This is a genomic window from Streptococcus infantarius subsp. infantarius ATCC BAA-102 (genome assembly GCF_000154985.1).
Lineage (GTDB): Bacteria > Bacillota > Bacilli > Lactobacillales > Streptococcaceae > Streptococcus > Streptococcus infantarius.
Genome location: NZ_DS572690.1, coordinates 35,209 through 52,847, shown reverse-complemented (window position 1 = coordinate 52,847; position 17,639 = coordinate 35,209). Strand labels below are relative to the sequence as shown.

Annotated in this window: 14 protein-coding genes and 3 pseudogenes; all 17 read right to left on the bottom strand. The window is 33.3% G+C overall.

Annotated elements, in window-relative coordinates; translation table 11 throughout:
* Positions 1 to 12: 12 nt before the first annotated feature.
* Positions 13 to 1,174 (bottom strand): IS3 family transposase gene (locus tag STRINF_RS09860; RefSeq protein ID WP_115283786.1). Its coding sequence is split into 2 segments (ribosomal slippage): positions 13 to 910 and positions 909 to 1,174, totalling 1,164 coding nucleotides; the frame shifts between segments, so codons are not numbered across the junction.
* Between the two features lie 164 nt (positions 1,175 to 1,338).
* Positions 1,339 to 2,307: a toll/interleukin-1 receptor domain-containing protein gene (locus STRINF_RS04380; RefSeq protein ID WP_006531813.1), complete on the bottom strand. Its 969-nt coding sequence runs from the start codon at positions 2,305 to 2,307 to the stop codon at positions 1,339 to 1,341.
* 85 nt (positions 2,308 to 2,392) lie between these two features.
* Positions 2,393 to 2,800 (bottom strand): annotated as a pseudogene (locus STRINF_RS04375) (hypothetical protein); the annotation flags it as partial.
* Positions 2,801 to 2,918: 118 nt separating this feature from the next.
* Positions 2,919 to 3,143, bottom strand: coding sequence for a hypothetical protein (locus STRINF_RS04370; RefSeq protein ID WP_014295357.1), 225 nt, complete (start codon positions 3,141 to 3,143; stop codon positions 2,919 to 2,921).
* Positions 3,144 to 3,193: 50 nt separating this feature from the next.
* Positions 3,194 to 3,991, bottom strand: a complete 798-nt coding sequence (locus STRINF_RS04365) for a ParA family protein (RefSeq protein WP_006531810.1) — start codon at positions 3,989 to 3,991, stop codon at positions 3,194 to 3,196.
* Between the two features lie 3 nt (positions 3,992 to 3,994).
* A complete protein-coding gene (locus tag STRINF_RS04360) occupies positions 3,995 to 4,360 on the bottom strand; it encodes a hypothetical protein (protein ID WP_006531809.1) in 366 nt (121 codons plus the stop codon).
* Positions 4,361 to 4,480: 120 nt separating this feature from the next.
* A complete protein-coding gene (locus tag STRINF_RS04355) occupies positions 4,481 to 5,065 on the bottom strand; it encodes a recombinase family protein (RefSeq protein WP_006531808.1) in 585 nt (194 codons plus the stop codon).
* 149 nt (positions 5,066 to 5,214) lie between these two features.
* The gene (locus tag STRINF_RS04350) at positions 5,215 to 5,613 is read right to left on the bottom strand and encodes a type II toxin-antitoxin system HicB family antitoxin (protein ID WP_006531807.1); all 399 of its coding nucleotides are present in this window, start codon (positions 5,611 to 5,613) and stop codon (positions 5,215 to 5,217) included.
* 65 nt (positions 5,614 to 5,678) lie between these two features.
* Positions 5,679 to 5,834: a type II toxin-antitoxin system HicA family toxin gene (locus STRINF_RS04345; protein ID WP_223903587.1), complete on the bottom strand. Its 156-nt coding sequence runs from the start codon at positions 5,832 to 5,834 to the stop codon at positions 5,679 to 5,681.
* A 254-nt stretch (positions 5,835 to 6,088) separates the two neighbouring features.
* Entirely contained in the window at positions 6,089 to 7,717 is a 1,629-nt protein-coding gene (locus STRINF_RS04340; RefSeq protein WP_006531805.1) for a helical hairpin domain-containing protein, read from the bottom strand.
* Entirely contained in the window at positions 7,689 to 8,063 is a 375-nt protein-coding gene (locus STRINF_RS04335; protein ID WP_006531804.1) for a plasmid mobilization protein, read from the bottom strand. The genes STRINF_RS04340 and STRINF_RS04335 overlap by 29 nt, the downstream gene beginning before the upstream one ends.
* Before the next feature lie 319 nt (positions 8,064 to 8,382).
* On the bottom strand, positions 8,383 to 8,670 hold the full coding sequence (locus STRINF_RS04330; RefSeq protein WP_006531803.1) for a hypothetical protein: 288 nt from the start codon (positions 8,668 to 8,670) through the stop codon (positions 8,383 to 8,385).
* A gap of 57 nt (positions 8,671 to 8,727) precedes the next feature.
* Positions 8,728 to 13,047, bottom strand: a pseudogene (locus tag STRINF_RS10800) (PBECR4 domain-containing protein).
* Between the two features lie 53 nt (positions 13,048 to 13,100).
* Positions 13,101 to 14,837, bottom strand: coding sequence for a DNA topoisomerase (locus tag STRINF_RS04315; RefSeq protein WP_006531800.1), 1,737 nt, complete (start codon positions 14,835 to 14,837; stop codon positions 13,101 to 13,103).
* A 54-nt stretch (positions 14,838 to 14,891) separates the two neighbouring features.
* On the bottom strand, positions 14,892 to 15,035 hold the full coding sequence (locus STRINF_RS10305) for a hypothetical protein (RefSeq protein WP_006531799.1): 144 nt from the start codon (positions 15,033 to 15,035) through the stop codon (positions 14,892 to 14,894).
* A 33-nt stretch (positions 15,036 to 15,068) separates the two neighbouring features.
* A pseudogene (locus tag STRINF_RS04310) lies at positions 15,069 to 17,134 on the bottom strand (VirD4-like conjugal transfer protein, CD1115 family).
* On the bottom strand, positions 17,134 to 17,625 hold the full coding sequence (locus STRINF_RS04305; RefSeq protein WP_006531796.1) for a DUF3801 domain-containing protein: 492 nt from the start codon (positions 17,623 to 17,625) through the stop codon (positions 17,134 to 17,136). The pseudogene STRINF_RS04310 and the gene STRINF_RS04305 overlap by 1 nt, the downstream one beginning before the upstream one ends.
* Positions 17,626 to 17,639: the final 14 nt, after the last annotated feature.

Sequence of the window (17,639 nt, the reverse complement as noted above, 5' to 3'; positions counted from 1 at the left end):
GTATAAAATTTCTTACGCTGCACGACATCGTGCAGCATAAGGTGTAAGTCCACCGTTTGCACGATGTGGTCTTACGTGATTATATTTCCCATAAACGAATTCATAGAGCTTTTGGTCAAGAATGTCATTTGAATCAAACTTGTAGAGATAATAGAATTCGTGTTTGAGCGTATTGTAGAATCTTTCCATAACGGCATTGTCATATGGACAGCCTGCTTTGCTCATACTTTGTTGGACATAGTTTTTATCACAAAATTTATTGAATTCTTTTGCGGTAAATTGACGCCCTTGATCAGAATGCAGGATAATTCCTTTTGCTGGTTTTCGACGTTCTAGTGCGATTTTCAAGGTTTCCTTTGCCAACTCAGTATCGATATGACTGCTGTTTAATGATGCAACCACTTCACGACCGCAAAGGTCTATAATCGTGCAATTGTAACGCATTGTTCCATCTGGACGAGTTAAATATGTAAAATCAGTACACCATATTTTATTGGGTTCTTTTACATCAAATTCCCTATTCAGAAGGTTTGGAAAGATTTTATTGGCAGTTCCTTTTACATAGTTTGGTTTCTTTCGACGTGTGATGGAACGTAAGCCCAATTCATTCATAAAATGATGTATTGTCAGATCTGAACGAATGCTTCCGATACCCTTAAGATAATCGTTCATCATTCGGTATCCAGGAACTCCATTTTCGCGGTGGTAGATTTCAACAATTTTACGTTGAATCTCTGCCTTTTCCTGACGATAAGCATGTTTTTTGTTTTTAAGATAATTATAGTAAGCATTTGAACAGATGTTCATTCTTCTAAGAAGCCATCTGACCCCAAATGTCTGTTGATATTTCTGGATGAACTGGTACTGAGCTAATCGATTTCCTTCGCAAAGAATGCTGCCGCTTTTTTTAAAAATCATTTTCCTTTTTGAGTTCTTCAATTTCTTTGCGTAGCTTTTTTGCAACTTCGTATGAATCAGATTCTTCCCGTTTTGTTGGGCTGTTATCGCATTCTTTGCGGTATTGCTGTAACCAGTATGTCAGCGTGCCTTGTCCAAGATTATATTCTTCGGTCAGGCTTTTCTTGGTTCGTCCCTCTTCCAGATAGAGGCGAAGAACCTTTTGTTTGAGCTCAGGCTCGTAACGATTGTTTGTCTTTGTAACATCTCCTTGGATTATGTATGTATTTTACCAAACTATACACAGGTGTTACAACTTAATTATATCAGGTCAATGTATCGCTAGTTAAACTTATATATATGAATTATAAAACGCACTAAACCTATACAAATTAAGCTGTTTAATAACAAAATCTACGAGACAATCACTTTATTATTTTATTAGTTGTTTTTACTTTGAATGAAATCATCAGTAATATTAATGGGATTTAATATTCGATATTGAAGAGTTACCTTGCTTTTTACTTCATCCTTACTATTCATGTCTATATTCAGAATTTTACCAATAGCAACAAAATTGTTTTTATTCACCCACACAATACCATCACCGATCTCAAGAGTTGTAGACCACTTAAAATGAAATAGGTCATCAACTGGAATATCAGAGGTCTTTCTGACTTTTTCAAAAAGTGTAAAGTTATGAATACGAAATGTCTTCTGGACTTTATTATAAGAATGTATATTTTGTACCCCACTAGTAGACCAATGGGTTGTAAAATTCATTGGTGGTAAACCTATCTCAAAATCTCCTTCATTTAATAAATATTGAAATGAAACTATCCCTTCTGGTTGACATTCAAAATTCATCAAATCTATTGTATCAGCTAATAACTTGAATTTTTCTACATTATTATAATAATTTTCTATTCTCTTTTTTGGCTCTACACCCTTTACTGATAGTGCTTCATCTCTTAATGTACTAATAAGTTCAAAAATATTGTTTCTATTATCTTGAGAATATGGCTCAGAAAAATTTAACTCACTAACAAATTTACCACGAAAAAATGATGGTAAATTGACAAATTTACCTTTTTCTATAATTGGAATAATAAATTTGCTGTCGGCATTTTCTTGTAATAGTGTGAACTCAGTATTTACACCTGTACCGATTTTTGTCATCTTTTTAGTATATGTTTCTGTACAAATACATAATACAAATCTTGAAGTATTGACTCCCTCTAACATGAATGAATCTAATTTTGTTCCGGGATGATTCTCATATACATCAAGAAGTACTTCAAAATCCCATTTTTTTAAATAAACCGCTAACCATTGGGTGAACATTTTTACTTTTTTATCTTTTTCACTATTTTCTTCCCAAGCATAAGAAATAAAAATTTTTTTCTTCATAAATTTTCCTCGCAACTTAACTAACCCATGACCTAGTCAAGCATTTTTATACACTAGTGTTACAAAAATGCTTGACTAGGTCAGTTTCTTCAACTTGGTCAACAGCCGCTGTGGCAATCTGCCCTACTTCATTTTCAAACACCTTATAACGCCCAACTGGTGCATATTCATTATATTCTGAACTTGTTCCAGCTTTTAAAATGCTATGTAGTTTTTTAACATAGTCTTCTGTTAGCTGCTCATCAACTGTATTAATGATATAGTCAAAACATTTAAAATGATTGTTAGTTTCAACCAAATCATCAATTTTGATGCCTGTTCCACCAATATTTGCGATTGTTTTTGTTTCATAAATGAAACTAGTTTGCTCTTCAGTTAGACGATTGCCTTCAATTTTATTTGAATTATAAGCAAAATGCTTCTGAGTAATATCATAAATGCCACCATGAACCCTGCCATCTCGTTCAACTTTAAGTCTTGTAATTAAATCCATGATTATTCTCCTTTAATGGGCAGTATATTCATATTTATAACATTCAATATAAATATATGTGTAAATATATTTATAACTATCTATATCATTTTATATATAATTGTAAATATAACAATATTTATAACTCGAAGTTTTTAAAATAATCATTTAGAAATGATGATGCAGATCGATAACCACGATTATGAGCAATTTGTGTAATTTTTTCTCGTACAGATGGTTGTAACGAAAACATAAATTGTTTAGTTCTTTCAAACTCAAAATTTGAATTAGTGTTATGTTTAGTTGTGTTGTCAGTTGATTTTAAAAGATTGCTAATTTTGTCTTGGTTATTATCAAATGCCATATTTTTCTCCTCTATACTCAATATAATTATATACACCAATATAAATATATTTACATTGCTATTTTATCAGTAATTATTTTGAATGTACAGTCAATACTATCAAAGAATTTTTTATGTTTTTGATATAGTACTTTATCTTCCTTCATCTCTGAAAGAGACACTTTATCTAATGTTGAGCGATTGAACAACTCTCTATAAGGAATAGTTGATAGAACATTATCATTGCCTTGAAGCTGTTCTACAAGTTCTCTTGAAGAATTGGTATTGTGCTTGATCATATTTCCTAAAAAGTATAAATCAGCTGTAACATAACTTTTGCGAGTTTTAAAATCGAATGTTTCAGCTTTAAATTCTTCAAGACGTTCTTGAATATTGAATGTTGCTGAATAGCCAAATTTTGACGGAACAACAGGACTTAAAACAGCGTGACTTACTACGACAGCATTACGTGTTGCCGTTGAAAAATCAGGATGACAATCAATTAAAATAAAGTCATATTTACCAAGATTTTTAGGCTCATAATTGTCTTCTAACCACATGTAAAGCAACATATCTTTGTAATTTTTAGTTTCAAGTTCTTTCTCAAGACTATCTAAGCGGATATACCCTGGGATTAAATCAATATTATCTTTAAGATGATGAATAGCAACGTCACCTTTTCGTTTAAAGATATTAGCAACAGTCCCCTCACTTTCAAAAACATCATACGTTTGAGTTAGATTACATTGATGATCTAAATCAATTAAAAGTACCTGATAGTTTTGCTCAGCTAACCATTCAGCATAATTATATGCTAAAGTTGTTTTTCCTACACCGCCTTTAATAGCTGCAAATGTAATAATTTTCATTTTTTATTCTCCTTCAAATTCTTCTTCAATCCATTCAATGATATTTTCTGCTAAATCATTGATAATTATTTTCCAAGCTTCTTGAAGTGTTTTAATATTTTGATTATCAAAATCATCTTCAATTTGATCTAATTCGCTTGTACCTTTTAGACATTGTCTTAATAAGTCTTGTAAGTCACTAAAATTTTTAACGTTATTATCTTGCGAGGAAATGACAAGTGTTATTTCACAATCGTTAGTTCTTTGATTAAAATCAGCTAAATACAAATGAATTAATTGATATCGTCTTGAAATAGATTTTAGCAAGCTTTGTAAATCCTCTAAATTCATTGAACCTACTACCTCAAACTTTATTTGTGTTCTTGTCATTTATTACACCTCGTTTCATTTTCTAAATATATTATAGCATTTTTATATATATTTGTAAATATATTTATATATATAATTGTAAATATGTTTGTAAACATCATTATATATAATGTTTCTATACTATCTATGAATACCATATTTTTTTCGATAACGTCTAAACGTTCGCTCATTAATCCCCGTCAGTTCTGCAACATCTCTATCTGATTTTCCTGAAAGAAACAAGCCAAAAGCATGCTGCAATCTGCTGTCATCAGCTGAAAACAGTGCCCTACGTCCCTTATATTTACCCTGGGCTTTTGCAATGGCAATTCCTTGTGCCTGACGCTCTTTAATACGTTCTCTTTCAGCTTGCGCCTGATACTTATATAATTCCAATATCAAATTATTTAATAGACGTCTTAGATTATCATCTTCAATCCCTCTAAGGGTGGGGAGATTAAGAACTTCCAAGGTTGCACCTTTTAATTTTATCTCATCCATAACTTCGGTTAATTCTTTGTTATTTCTTCCTAGTCGCTCCAATTCAGTTACAACGACTATATCACCATCACGAATATAATCCAGCATTGCAATCAACTGAGGACGCTCTCTACTTGCTCCACTGATAGACTCTTTAAAAATCTTTTCAACGTTATTTAATTGTTTTAACTGCCTATCTAAATTTTGGTCAGCTGAACTGACCCTTGCATAACCGATTTTCGCCATTTTTTCTCCTCTATTTTGCCTAACTCTACTGTCCTATTCGAGAATCCTTTAAAATCAAGGTAAAACAAAAAGGACAATAAGGTATACTTATCTGTCCTTTTTCGAATATGATATAAATTAAATAATTCTATCTATAGTCTGATTTGAAACTAGTGTTTTTGCTGTATTTGTAACTTATCTTTCAATGCTTCTTGCAAGACTTGACTAAAATTAATATTTTGTTCAAGAGCTAAGTCATTTAACCATTTAGGAATTGTCAACGTCTTTTTAACTGATTGATTGTTCGCTTTAGAAAGAACATAATTTTTAACAACATCAATAACAACTACCCAATTGCTTTCATCAGCTTTAGGTCTACTTGGTTTAGGGAGTTCTTCATTGTACTTAGTCATTTCAATCAAAACAGCTGTCAACACAGCTTTAGCATTATCTAATGCTTCTTCCATAGTCTCACCATCAGTAAAACAGGCTTTAAAATCTGGAAAATTGATATAATAGATTCCTTCTTCTTCTGTTATTACACATGGATAGAAAAATTTTTCAACCATTATTATTCCTCTGTTATTGTTTTAAAAAAGAGTATCACATAAAAATAGTATTACAGGAAAAGACTTTAAAAGTCCAGTCCTGTAATACGAGCAATATTAGTCATTGTCCCACTAGGAATGTCCTTCTTAGTACATTTAATAGGACATATCCGTCCATCATTATGACGGTAAATTTCATGGCTTCCTTCGGTTCTTACTTTGAACCAGCCATTCTTTTTCATGGTTTTAACGACTAACGTATATTTTCGTGTTTTCATATTTTTTTTTATGATAACACTCCTTCTTACACTCTGTATTATAGCACGTATTAAAATACGTGTCAATCGACACTAAACATAAAAGAATTCTCGTATATTTTATAGCTACTATTCACTAACTTTTTTCTAGAAAAGATGAGTATAGTCTATACCTTGTAAAAAACAAACTACTAACCTCAATTAGGCTTAAATACATTAATCTAATCAAGCGAAAGACATCATAAGCTCTTGCTATTTTTATACGTCATTTCTTCATGCTCTTCTTTCATCTCTTTAGCAAAGTCATAATCTTTTACAATCTTATCTCTGTGCTTTTTGAGCGTATCACGTTCAATTTGTAGCTCTTTGATTTCTTTTTGTAACTCTTCTAGTTTTGTAGTTTTATCAATTTTACCTTTTTCAAGAAGTTCAAGAGTCACTTCAGAAGGTACAATATTGTTTTGATAGTCAGATAAAGCTCCCATCAATTTATTAAGATAAACCATCTTTTCATCTAAAACATCTAAAGTTTTATCTGTCTCATCCAATTGTTCTAAAAATTGAGTTTGTAGCTCTTCAAATTGTTTTGAATTATTAACTTTGTTGACTGCCAAAAAGTTAAATTCATCAACTAACCTGTCTAAGTTTGTAATATTTTTGTTTTTAGTTAAAATCATCTCACCATTTTGAGCAGATAATTGTTTGATTAAGGTTGTCCCATTGATAAAACGATTTTGTTCAGAATGGTCGGCATTCAAGAAATAAAAGAAATCATTCTTTTTAACAAAAGCTGTAAATGTTCCATCTTCGTTTTGGTCAAGCATTCTTGCAGGAATAGAAACAGTCCCTTTTCGATCTAAGCCAAAAGTGATCGGAACATAAATAGACTGACTCGTCAGTTGTTGCACTTGCCACGGTTCAATTTTAATTTGTAACTCAAAGTCATCTTGTTTGCTTTCCTGTTCAGCATCATATTTTTCTTTTAGAACATTTAAATCATAGACTACTTCATTTGTTGCAATCTGTTCTTTAATTTTTTCAAGTGAGAACTTTCCTTTTTTTGATAACGTACGATCACGAACAAAACGCTCTTGTGGTTGATCCATTAACATATATTTAACGTACTTACCACTTGTATCAATTTGTAAATTTAAAGCTTTCGCTTTTTGTAAAAAGTCATTCATATCTACAGAGTGCTTTAACAAGAAATTCAAACGTTCTTTAATCTCAAAACGAAAATTATTTTTTCGCCGCCATGCAGCATATTCTGTGTGAGAATTTCTAAGTTTGGGTTCTAAAATTTTAGCACCATACAACTCAGCGTACTTATCTGAAATATGCTCCAAACTTTTTTTAGTTCCTTTTTGCCAACGAAACTTTTTCAAAGTCACTTCATTCGTTGTGTTAAAAATAATATGGTTGTGTAAGTGACCTTTATCCATGTGCGTTGCAACAACAAATTGATAATCACCACCAGTTAACTCTAAAGCGGTTTTTCGTCCAATCTCGTTAACCTCTTCTGGTGTTAGACCATCTTCTGGTGAAAAAGACTGAATGATATGATGTGCTAAAACACGTTTATCATTTTTTAAATCAGATAATTCATCATTATTGTACAAAACATCAACAGATTTTTTTAACAAAGCAAAATCTTCATAAATCGTTTGTGGATCAGATATATCTGTCAAATCATGACCAGATACTAATCGCTTCATCACTTGACCATTGACAATTTCAAAAGAATAATTTTCATCTCCCTCCAAATGTTCTGTATCTAATTTTAAAGTTGCACTATCACGAGTAATATAATTAATTGCTTGTCTCAATTTATTAGTGTGTTTAATCTGAAGAACTTTTGTCACTACCATTTAATTTAGCATGTCCTTTCGTTTTAAATTCATCAAAAAGTAACTTCTTCATGTCATCAAGTTCAGATTGCAAAGCTTTAAAAAGTTCATTATCAATCTCATCAAAAGTGTTAACATAACGAACTAACTGATTGACGTTTTGACCAATACGATTAACTTCAATTCGTAACTTCTGCAATTCTGAATAATCATATGTTTCAATTTTTCCTTCAATTAACATTTCTAAAGCATATGCTTGAAATGTTTTTTTGTTGGCGTGAGAAAAACGTTGACGAATTATATTAGCTTCATCTTCAGTAGCTCTTAATTTAAATTCAACAGAACGTTTTCGTTTTTTATTTGCCATGTCAGGACTCCCTTTCTAAAAATCTGATAAAATGTAGGATTTTACTACCCCTCTGAGAGAGGGCTGCTTTCATACTGGCAAGCATAGCAAGTGGTACCCACTTGCGAAAATAAAAAGCAAAATAGCCTATTTGTAGGTCACCCCCACAAACAGACTTTTAACTTTTTACACTTTGGGGAAATCCCCAATCCCCTATTTGGCACTTCGTGCATTTTTTTAAATTGACAACTTTTGATAATTGCATTTTGATAAAATGCACGAGAAGAAAAACTGACAATTTTCAAATTGTCAGCATTCCCTCTTGTGTTATTTTTAGTTTTTACTTCTTTGGTTCCCAAGAGAAAACTTCTGTTTTTATCTTTTGATAATTGTCTTCTGATAATTCTTCCAATGTAGCAATGCTAACTGAAAGCTCATCAAGATAATCATTGTTATCTTCTGTAGACAATTCTTCAAAATCAGATTTTAACATATCCAATAACTCATCTTTTGATTTTTGAATAATGTCAATATTAACTCTTTTAATTCCTTTAAGCCATTCACTCATATCAAAATAATAACTCATCAAGAGTGTTTCAGTTGTCATCATCATTTCTTCTGTTATCATAACTTGTTTCTCCTTCTACTGTTAAAGTTATCTCTTTTTTATGCGACCTACGTTGCGTTATTGCTTGGTAGGTCGATTGACTTTTTTTGTTTGTTCTTCATTAGCAGGTGCTACCTGTTTGCTTTCCTCCTTAGCTTTTTGCAAACTTTGATAAAATGGATTTGTCGCTTTTGACAATTCACGTTTTTGATTTGCGGTTAATGTTTCATCTTTTGAAACTGTTAAGTTTTGATATTTTTCTAAATGCTTATCAATACGTTTCATTAGAGAGCTTGCTTCTTCTTGAACAATTTCAAGTTGAGCTTTTAGATTTTCTAGTCCATCTGGTTCTTGTGACCAAGAAGCAAGATAAGCAAACGAATCATTACTAGTATCAAAACCTAAATGGTTAGACACAACGTAAGCAACTGACTCAGCTTGTAGTTCTTTTGATGAGCGAGTCAATTTGCCTTCAAAACGTTCTGTTAAACTCTTCTTATTGTGTAATTCAGAATGTGCCATTTCATGAATGAGTGTTGAAAGGGTTTGTTCATAAGTCATTCCTTTCTTAATTGTAATTTCATTTGTTTTTGGACTATAAAAACCATCTGATTTTTCAAGTTCTCTAAAACGAATTGGAATACCATTTTCTTTTTGTGAAATATCTCTTAATGAGCGGTAAACATTTTGATAATACTCTTTATTAATTTGGCTAGGAATAGCCCCACCCATTTTAGGTAAATCTAATTCTTTACCTTCGACAGGTGAGACTTGACTAATATCAAAAACAGGAACTGGTTTAAAGTAAGTGAAAGTTTCTTTTTCACCAGTATCGGCATTAATGACAGGTTTACCGTCAGCATCTTTTTTAATAATAGTGACTGGAGCTTGAACGTAAAGAGCTTTTTCACCTTTGTTAACATGACCATTTCTTTTCTTCCACTCATTGAAAGAAGCTACCATACTTGCTTCTGGTAATTGAGCTTTGATTAATTGAATGTTTCTTACGGAATAGTTATTAAAGTGTGATATCCCTTCAAGAAAGTTCTTATAGTTGTCACTATCAAAATAATCTTTAATTCCTTCTTGTAAATGTTGATTGAGTGCTGCTGTATTTTTAGCTTTAATCATTTCTGATAATGTTAAGTCACGTTTATTCATTTCTTCTTTTCGACTGTCTGGTGTATCTGATGGATTAGTGGCATCCGTACCACTAGCTTTTTCAACGCTATCTAAAATACCATCTCCATCCGTATCTGGACTGTATGGATTAGTACCTAGTGCAATTTCTTCATCATTTGTTAGACCATCACCATCAGAATCTTTTACTTTTTGATTTTCTTCTTGAATTTTTCGAAGCCAGACATCTTTATAAAAATTAGAATTTTCATCAAAGAGATTATCTGCTCTTGCTGCTTTAACAATAACATCAAAATTGTTATCATATCTTTCAGCGTATTCATAGTATTTATCCCAAGCTAGATACAATTCTTCTGGAATATTAGCCCTGTTGTCTTTACCAACTTGAGCACCAACATTGTAAACAGCATCTAAAACTTTAGTAAAGTCTTCAGCAGTCACTTCTGCTTTAGAAAGATTTTTAAATTGGTTATTTTTTACAATTGATAACATTTTTTCACCACCATCTTTGATAATTTCTTCATTGACTGAAAGAACTTTAAACTCTCCATCTTTCTCACCAACAATACCTAAAACGTCTTTATTATTTGCAATTGACAACTCTGACTCAAGCTTATTAGTAACTTTCATAAGAGATGCAGGAAGATACTCATTATCAACATTTCTAAAAGCAATCAAAACATCCTTATCCTCTGTTCGGATAGCCTTTGCTAAATCAAGACGATTCATACGTTCTACTTCTGATAAATCATCAAAAATAAAACTATTTGAATCAATAACAGCTTTAAAATCAGGTAATACTTGAATTTTACTAAAGGTAGCCCCTCGGTTAGCAACCATAATATTTTGATAATCACCTTTCCCAGATGCTAAATCATCTAAGGTTTTACTTGCACTTTGGTCATCATCTATGGCAAAGATACCAACTAGATGTGAATATTGTTCTGCTTTAAAAGTAACCTTTAAAGCTTCTAAATTATCGTTATTTTTATAAAAATAAGTGACATTACTATCAGCCAATTCGTTTTTATACCAGGTTGCATTTTCTTGGATTTGTGCTGCATAGCGGTTTAATTTATTTAATTCCTTCTTATTGACTGGGTGATAGCCAAGCTTATAAATTGACTTCTCAGGGTCAGAAATTGTAAAATGAAGTAAAGGTTGAGACTGAGTTTGAGTCGGTGACGACTCATTCAAAGAGTACTCTTCATGAGTACTAGGTAGAGGTGCTGCCTCCTGACTTTCCTCAGGGAAATCCCCGATTGGGTTCTCAACCTTTTTTTGTTGCTCTGAATTAGAAGTTATCATCTCTTGAATTTTCTCAAGAGATTTTTCTTTTTTATTGGATAGTCCATATTGAGCAACAATCGCTTCAAATTGTTCGTTATAGTGATCAGTAACTTTATCCCAGGTTTCATCAACGGCAGTTTTTAAATTCTTAAGAAACTATACCTTTTGATCAAACGTCCAATCTTGATCAGCTAGATATTCTTCAATACTATCGCTATCAAGGGAATTTCCGTCTAGTGAAAGATAACCTGTAACACCATCAGTTGATGACTCTTCAACATAAAGATGAATATCATTTTGGCTGTATTGAATATCTTGTAAGTGGTAATGGAAATTTAAGAAGGCTTCGTCAGGTGCATTTAGCTTTTCTAGTTCTTCATCGTGCCAAAGATAGTAGGTTTCACCCTCGGTAATATCAGCAATCATCCAATCAAGTGCACGTTGACGTAATTCTTCCCCTTCTTTTTGACTTTCTCCAAAATCATAGATACCACCACCTTTAAGAACGAACTCACCTCTTTTTGGTTCAACTGCTTGCGTAGTAGCTAAAAACGCATTAATATCTTTTTGACTATATAAATGATTAGTGACTTGATTATCTTTAACCCAATTTTCAAGATTAACGAGCTCATCTTCAATATCAAAGTCATTGCCCCAATCTTCACCATAAGCTAAATAACCAAGTGATTGACCATTCTTTATGACTTCAAGCGTCCAAGGTGCTGCAACGTCTGTTAGATTTTCTACCTCTTCGTTGCTATGAATAGCTAATGAAAGACTATAGCCCTGGTTTAAATAAGCCTCATTCATATAAACAACATCAACCGCTTGAGTGCCAACTAAATCACTTTCTTGAGACAGTTGTTCTTGAATATCATCAATATTCCAAGTCTCATCAACAGTACTTTCTTTAGTCTTAGTTTCCTGTTTGAGATAATCGTTCCAGTCCATTTTCTTTTGTTGAGATTGACGAGGTGCTAAATCTGCTACTACAGGAATACCTTCCTCTTGCAGCCCTTTAACAAAGTTTTGACCTGCCTCATCATTATCAACCGCTAGCGTAATCATATCTGGATGCTCTTCTAAAATGTTTGTTGTCTTATTTAAGGCATCTAAAACCCCTCTAATTTGCTCAGTTGACATGGTTTGAGAGTATTTACCATCTGTTAGCATATCAGCGACATAGCGACTAATAACGCTCTTTTTAAGTCCATCCATAGCCACAAGTTTAACATCTTGTAACTCGTCTTTGTGTAGTTCGTAGTAAGACATCAGATCGATTGGAGCTTCCGCAAAGACTAAACGTTTTGGATTTCCAATATCTAAGCTAAAACCTGCAGTTCCATCTGAGTTCTTCATAATCTGTTTAAGACGTCCACGTTCAGGATGCTGTACTCGATTTTCAACAATTCCTTGAAGGCTAGCACCAATCATTTTACCGTCATTGTCACGGCTTTTAAATACAATAACAGGCTCAAAATAATCCCCTTTTTTTCGAGTCGCAGTTGCTAAGTTTCCTGAAGTTAAGAATGTATCAATTGTTTCATCAGACAAACCACGTTCTTCTTTCAGATACTGTCTCCCAATATTAAAATCAGGGTGCTCATAGCGCTCTAGATAATACTCAAAGGGTTCTTTCACAATTGGTTGAACGGTCACATTATTAAACTGCCCTGTCTCAAGAAAACTTGTCGTCTCTCTAAAAGTTGGTTTGTGACCTGTCATCTCTTCTTGGACAACTTGAACCAAATCAATGGTATTAGTTCCAACACCTCTTGACCACCATCTAAAAGTATTTGTATTGGGATAAATATGAAAACTATCGTGTTCTTCCCAATAATAGATACCACTTGAACCTGGTTTTAGTGTCATTCCTAATGATTCAGCAACTGCCACAATATCCATGCTAACGAGTTTTTGTTTTTGTGCTTCAAAACGTTGTGAAAGTAATTCTTGCATATTTGCCATAATAATCTCCTTTCCATCAGAAAAGCGCCACTATTTATACATAATAGTAGCGCTTATAATTGTTTTCCTTTTTCAATTTGTTTCGTTATCGCCCACTTGATTTTGTCAACGAAAGCTTCTTTTTGAATTTTACCTTGTCCGATTTGAGCTAAGACTTCTTCCCATTTTCCTGTTGTTTCAGGATTAGTATAAGCAATCTCTAATTGGTCAAGATAATGAATAAGTAACTTCCCTCTTTCTGTTGGGAAAAATTGTCCTGTTTTCTTATTCTTAGTAACATAACCTTTATCTTGGATGAGATCAATCATCCCATCACGAGTTGCGGACGTACCTAAATGGTATTTTGGTAATAATTTCTTTAGTAGAATTTGCTCGGTAATTCGTGTTGGTGGCTTGGTCACTTCTTCTAAGACTTTGCATTCAACAGTAATCTTTTGCCCTTCCTGGTAGTGAGGTAGCTCTTTATCTTCTTTTTTTACCGAAAAATAGTTACGCCAACCTTTATCCTTAGTTACAGCACCAGTTGCTTTAAATTCAAGCCCATGATTGTCAAGAATAACACTTGTTGATTGATAACGGTAATCAGGCGTAAACATCAGCAAAGTTCTAAAGACCACTTTTTGATAAATGAGTTTTTCATCATCACTTAATTCATTCAAATCTGGAATGGTTTCCGTTGGAATAATAGCATAGTGCTCTACTACCTTCTTATCATTCACGTAACTCTTTCTTGGTGAGCGATTAGGGGTCTCTAGTTGTTTATTAATAGCTTTTTGATACTTTTCGATATGATCAACCAGATAAGCAAATTCTTTGGTAGTAATCAAGGTCGAATCAGTACGTGGATAAGAGAGGTATCCTTTTTGATAAAGACTTTGAACCAATTCTTTGGTTTTAGTGGCATCAAAATGATACAGCTTACTCATTTCTGATTGAAAATTAGTCAGATTATAAAGTTTAGGTGCTTCTTGTGCCTTTTCTTCACTCGTAACCGTCTTGACAACAGCTGTATTGGTTAATTGTTGCAGTATTTGTTCTGCTTCGGATTTTGATTGATATTTAATATCATTACCAAATGTAACTTTAGCTTCAGGGTCAATAAGCTTTAGTTGCCAATAAGGACTTGGTTTAAAGTTTTCAATGGCTTCATCATTTCTAACGACTAGACTAACAATAGGGGTTTGAACACGTCCAACTGACATCGAATGTTCTTTTTTATCCAAGTAACCCTCTTCTTTCATTTTGATGGTTACAAAAGGACTTAAATTGAAGCCAACCAGCCAATCGGCATCTCCTCTTGCATCGGCTTCATGAAAGTAGTCAACAGAATCCTTTGGATTTTTAAGACTCGAGTAGGCTTGTTCTAATCCCTTTTTGGTTAAAGAGTTTGCCCATAAACGGTATTTAATCTTCTTTAAAGCTCCTGGGATTAATTCTAAAATCCGATAAGCAATCGCTTCGCCTTCACGGTCAGGGTCAGTACCAATGATAATAGCATCAACTTCTTTAACAGCTTTTTTAATAGCGTTAAAACGTTTAATGGTATCCTTTTTAGGCTCATAAGAAAAGCCTTCAGGCAAAGCTGGTAGATTAGTCATCTCCCAGTTTTCAAAATTACTATAAGGATTAATTCGTTCAACCAAGTGACCGACAGCTGGAGCGACAGTCACTTCAGCATTCAATACAGACGATTGAACATGCCAAACACCTTTATCACTTTTAGGATTTCCTAAAGCGTTCGCATATTTTTTAGCTTGATCTGGCTTTTCTGCTAAAAGTAAGTATTTCATCTATTTCTCACTTCCCTTCATAATAACAAAAGCTACACCGTTTAACGATGTAACTCATTTTTTATCTGATAAATTTAACAATAGCTGCTCTAGTTTGGTGACTAAAGGATCATCTGGATGTTCCTTTAGATAATTAATTAGTTTTTCTTCTGAAATCCCATGTGTCTTAAAAAATGCACTTGGTTTCGACTTCGCCATAAAAACCTCCTGGGATTATTATACTTAAATTTATCAAATTTCACCATAATAATCAGTTTCGTCCTCGTCTTCAGGTGGTAATTCAAAGAGTTCACCTGTTTCAAGATCTACTGTCCTTAAGTGAGTTGGTGGTGTCTGAGATTGGCTTTCTACGCTCATTTCAGGCAATTGAACAGGTACTTGTTCATAGACGGGCTCTTCTGTGGCTTGCGTGCTTGCTTCATCAGCTTGTGCTGCTTCAACTTCAGTTGGTTTTGAAGTATCAACATCATTATCTTTAACAAACTGATCATAACCTTTCATATCTGGATACCAGATATTTTTAGGGTCAATTTTTCCATCGCGTGCATTATTAAATAGTTCTGGATCTTCAACCATGAAACGGATATAATTATACCATTTTCCATCATTTGGATTATTAGATAATTCGTCTTTCATAGGATGGTCTGTCACCATCGCTTTTTTATCACGAAAAACGTTTTGTTTTGAAATAAATACTAATGCCTCATCAACGCCAATACGAGCAATTTCATCAGGTGTCATCAAATCACGTTGATGGGCTTGCGTACTTGTAGATCCTGATACACGTTGACCACGTTGTTCAGAATAACTTTTTTGAGTAATAGTTTGTTTACCAGCCCGCATCGAGAAGTAACGCATGGTGTCTTCATCGTTAGTCCCCAAAAATAATAAAGTTGCACAATTATTGACCATAGATTTTCTTGCTTTATCACCATAAATCGTATCAAGCTGACTAATCGCTTGAATGATGATTTTAACAGACATTTCACGACTACGAATAGATGCTAAAACTTCATTGAAATGAGGTATTTTACCAACATTGGCAAACTCATCAAAAATAAATTGAACATGCACCAAATCATCAGCTGTGTAACCATCTTTCTTTCCCTGAATAATAGCATCGGCGTTGTGTGTTAATTGGTCAAACATGACTGTAAACAAAGTAGATGCTAGGAAACTGTAAGCTTTATTAGTTTCTGAAATGGCAACAAAAACTGCTGTCTTTTCAGTGTTCCAGGTATCCATCTCCATAGTGTCAGCCATAATCAAATTGGTGACAGCTTGGTGATCGAAGATCGAATATTGTGTAGCAACAATCGCTAGCACACTAGTTCTTGTTTCAGCGTCAAAGTTATCGTTGAACAAATTCCATTGCTTGCAAGCATAATTACCAGGCATTGACTCTTCAAGTTCCACAAACATCTTTTCAACTGTACTAGGTTCTTTATCATTTGGACGCCTTATGTTACGAAGCAATTCAGCAACCATAGAAAGATTAGCCGTATAATCTCTAGTTTTGCTGTCAAAATATAGATAACCAATCAGAGCACGATTTAAAAGTAATTGAGCTTTATCCCAAAAAGGTTCTCCTTTATGTGCATTTTCAGAAGCACCTTCAACCAACGCTTCAGTAATACGGTCAATATCTAGTTCAGATTTCATATAGTTGAAAGGATTGAACATATCTGAATTAGTTAAATTGACCAGGTCAAATACTTTAACCTGGTAGCCATGTTCTTCAAGCATCTTACCAGTTTCACGAACTAAAAGTCCTTTTGGGTCGGTAACAATAAAGCTTGAATTCATTTGCATTAAATTTGGTTTAACATAAGTAAATGTTTTACCATCACCAGGAAGCCCAACCACAAGAACGTTTTTGTTAAGTTGCCATTGAAATGGAAGGTTCTTATTAAATAAGCCCATCTGAGCATTCTTTGTGAAAATCATATTATTAGTTGGTTCTGAGTCCTTAAAGCCAGATAATTCTTGAGCAGTCGCAAACCTTGCTGAACCTGCTTCTTCACCATGACGAAGAGTTTCAGCAGGTTTAATTTTTAAAAAAACATCATCCCAATAAAGAAACCAACCATTGCAGCTAAAATAGCAAATGGACTGAAGTTAGGATAAAAGTATGGTGGTTCAACATATTTTTCCAGAACAAAAGTATACTGGCTAAATAAATTTGTCATATCTGGTTCAGGAGCTATGCTATATAATGCATAAGCTCTGTGAGTTAAAAAAGCTAAAACCAGACTAATGATTAGATAAGGGATAAGAGGTTTCTTTTGAAGTTTCATCAGATACTCTTTCCTTTCTTCTTAGTTTTAACAGTATCAAGTTTTTCCTTAGTTGCTTTCTTGATTTTGTTAATCTGCTCTTTTGGTGTTAACTCGTTTTCTGATTTCATATATTTTTCTTTAGCTTTTTTAGGGTCATTAACGATTTCATTAAGAGTGTGTCTCAGAGCATCCGCAATAACTTCCCTATTAGGAGCTTCAAACCAGACTTGTTTTGTACCATCACCGAGGTCTTTAAAAGCAAAACGGACACCTGATTTTTTCAATTCATCAGTAAACTTTTTAAGGTTAACATCTGCTTCTAAAAAATCAATATGATCTTTTGTTAAAGATGATTGATTAAAATTTTTCCAAGATTGTTGACCAAGTTGTTTCTGTTCATCATAGGTTTTATATAGTTGCTGCGCTGCATAAGCTAAAAATTGAAACAGTTGTTTACCTGTTTCAAGTGTAACACGTGCACCTCTATCAAGAATTTGTTCTTGTTCCATATTTACTCCCCCCT